At 73.0% G+C, this 1,611-nt stretch carries 1 protein-coding gene and 1 pseudogene; one reads left to right on the forward strand and one right to left on the reverse strand.

Annotated features, from left to right (window positions below):
- A partial coding sequence (locus FNH08_RS49850) for an NPCBM/NEW2 domain-containing protein (RefSeq protein ID WP_194238898.1) occupies positions 1 to 435 on the forward strand: 435 nt, incomplete at its 5' end.
- On the opposite strand, the pseudogene FNH08_RS49855 reads toward FNH08_RS49850, so the two are convergent.
- Positions 422 to 1,611: pseudogene (locus FNH08_RS49855) on the reverse strand (AfsR/SARP family transcriptional regulator); the annotation flags it as partial. The gene FNH08_RS49850 and the pseudogene FNH08_RS49855 sit on opposite strands and share 14 nt — an antisense overlap.

Below are 1,611 nucleotides of genomic sequence, written 5' to 3' on the forward strand. Positions count from 1 at the left end.
CCGGTGGTCTTTCCCCTGAACGAGCTGGAGTACGACGTCACCGGCGACGGCACCCGGCCCGAGATGCGGCTCGTCGGGAGCAGCTGGGTGTGGCAGCGGTACGGGGTCTCGATCGCGGACAGGACGTACGCGAACGGTGTGACCGTCCACGGCCTGTCCTCCGTCACCGTCGACCTCAACCGCCGGTGCACCGCGTACGACGCGCTGGTCGGCGTCGACGACCTGACACGCCGCCTCGGCAAGGTCTCCTTCTCCGTGTACGCCGACGGCACCCGGCTGTGGAAGTCCCCGAGGATCAAGGGCGGTGACCAGGCGGTCCCCGTCCACGTGGACCTGAACGGGCGCAGGACCGTACGGCTGGTCGTCGAGCCGCACAACCACCTGGACGTGGTGGCGCTGGCGGACTGGGCGGAAGCCCGGTTCACGTGCCGGTAGCGGATGGCGCGCTCATGTGCGGGATGTGGTCCTTGAGGGCGTCGGCCAGCTCCTGGACGGCGTCGTTCACGGTGAGGGACGAGCCGGTCGTGCGCTCGGCCTCGTAACGGGTGTCGCCCAGTGCGGTGAGCGCGGTGGCCTCGACGCGCTCGGCCTTGTACCGCTCGGGGGCGGGGCGCGGGGTGTCGCCGCGCCAGCGGGTCCCGGCGGCCAGCAGGCGGACCGCGCGCGGGTGGTCACCGAGCTCGGACAGGACGTGTCCGGCGGCGTCGGCCAGGGCGGACGTCACCGCTTCCGAGCACCGGCCGGCCACCGCGGTGCGCAGGGCGTCCGCCAACTTCGGCAAACCGGCCGCCGGACCGGACTCCACGGCGGTGACGAGGCCGTCCACCAGGGCGAGCATCGCCATGAACTGCGGGGGCGGGGTACCCCGGCGGGTCTCCTCGCGGGCCGCCTCGAACAGTTCGCGCGCGCGGGGGGTCTCCCCGTCCTCCAGCGCCATGACGGCCCGCAGGAGGTGGATGAACGCGCGGGAGTCCACCACCGCGAAACGGTCGGCCGCGGCGCTCGCCTCGTCCAGCGCGGCCAGCGCCGTGGACCGGTCGCCCGAGCGGTAGGCGATCTCGGCGAGGCGGGCGATGAGGAACGGCGACTCGGCGTACGCGCCGACCTCGTGGGCGAGGCGCAGGGCCTCCTCGTACTCGCCCCTCGCCTCCGTCAGGCGTCCCCGTGCCATCGCTGCCTCTCCTGCCGCGCTGCACACCTGGGCGCGCATCCAGCGGTCGCCCGCGCGGTGGCTGAGCACGCGCAGTTCGGCGAGGTCGTCGTCGACGCCGACCAGGTTGCCGGGTGAGTCGACGACCATGTGGGTGCGGAACATCAGGATGACGCCGACCTCCCAGTCGCCGCCATACGCACGGCAGTTGGCGACCGCCACATCCATCGCGTCCCGCATGTCCACCGCCGCACGGTCCAGCATGTATGCCGAGAGCGGCCACACCATCCCCGGGAAGTGCGCTGCGTCCGGCCCGGTCCGCTCGAACTCCGCCCGCAGCCGGACGATGTACTCCCGCGCGCGTGGGTCCTCCGGTGGGCCGATGGGGCCCGCCTCCGCCACCAGGAACAGGTGCAGCATCCTCAGCAGCATGCGGGAACGGTGGCGGGGGTGGTCGGAGG

Origin of the sequence: Streptomyces spongiae, assembly GCF_009377185.1 — a bacterium.
GTDB lineage: Bacteria > Actinomycetota > Actinomycetes > Streptomycetales > Streptomycetaceae > Streptomyces > Streptomyces spongiae.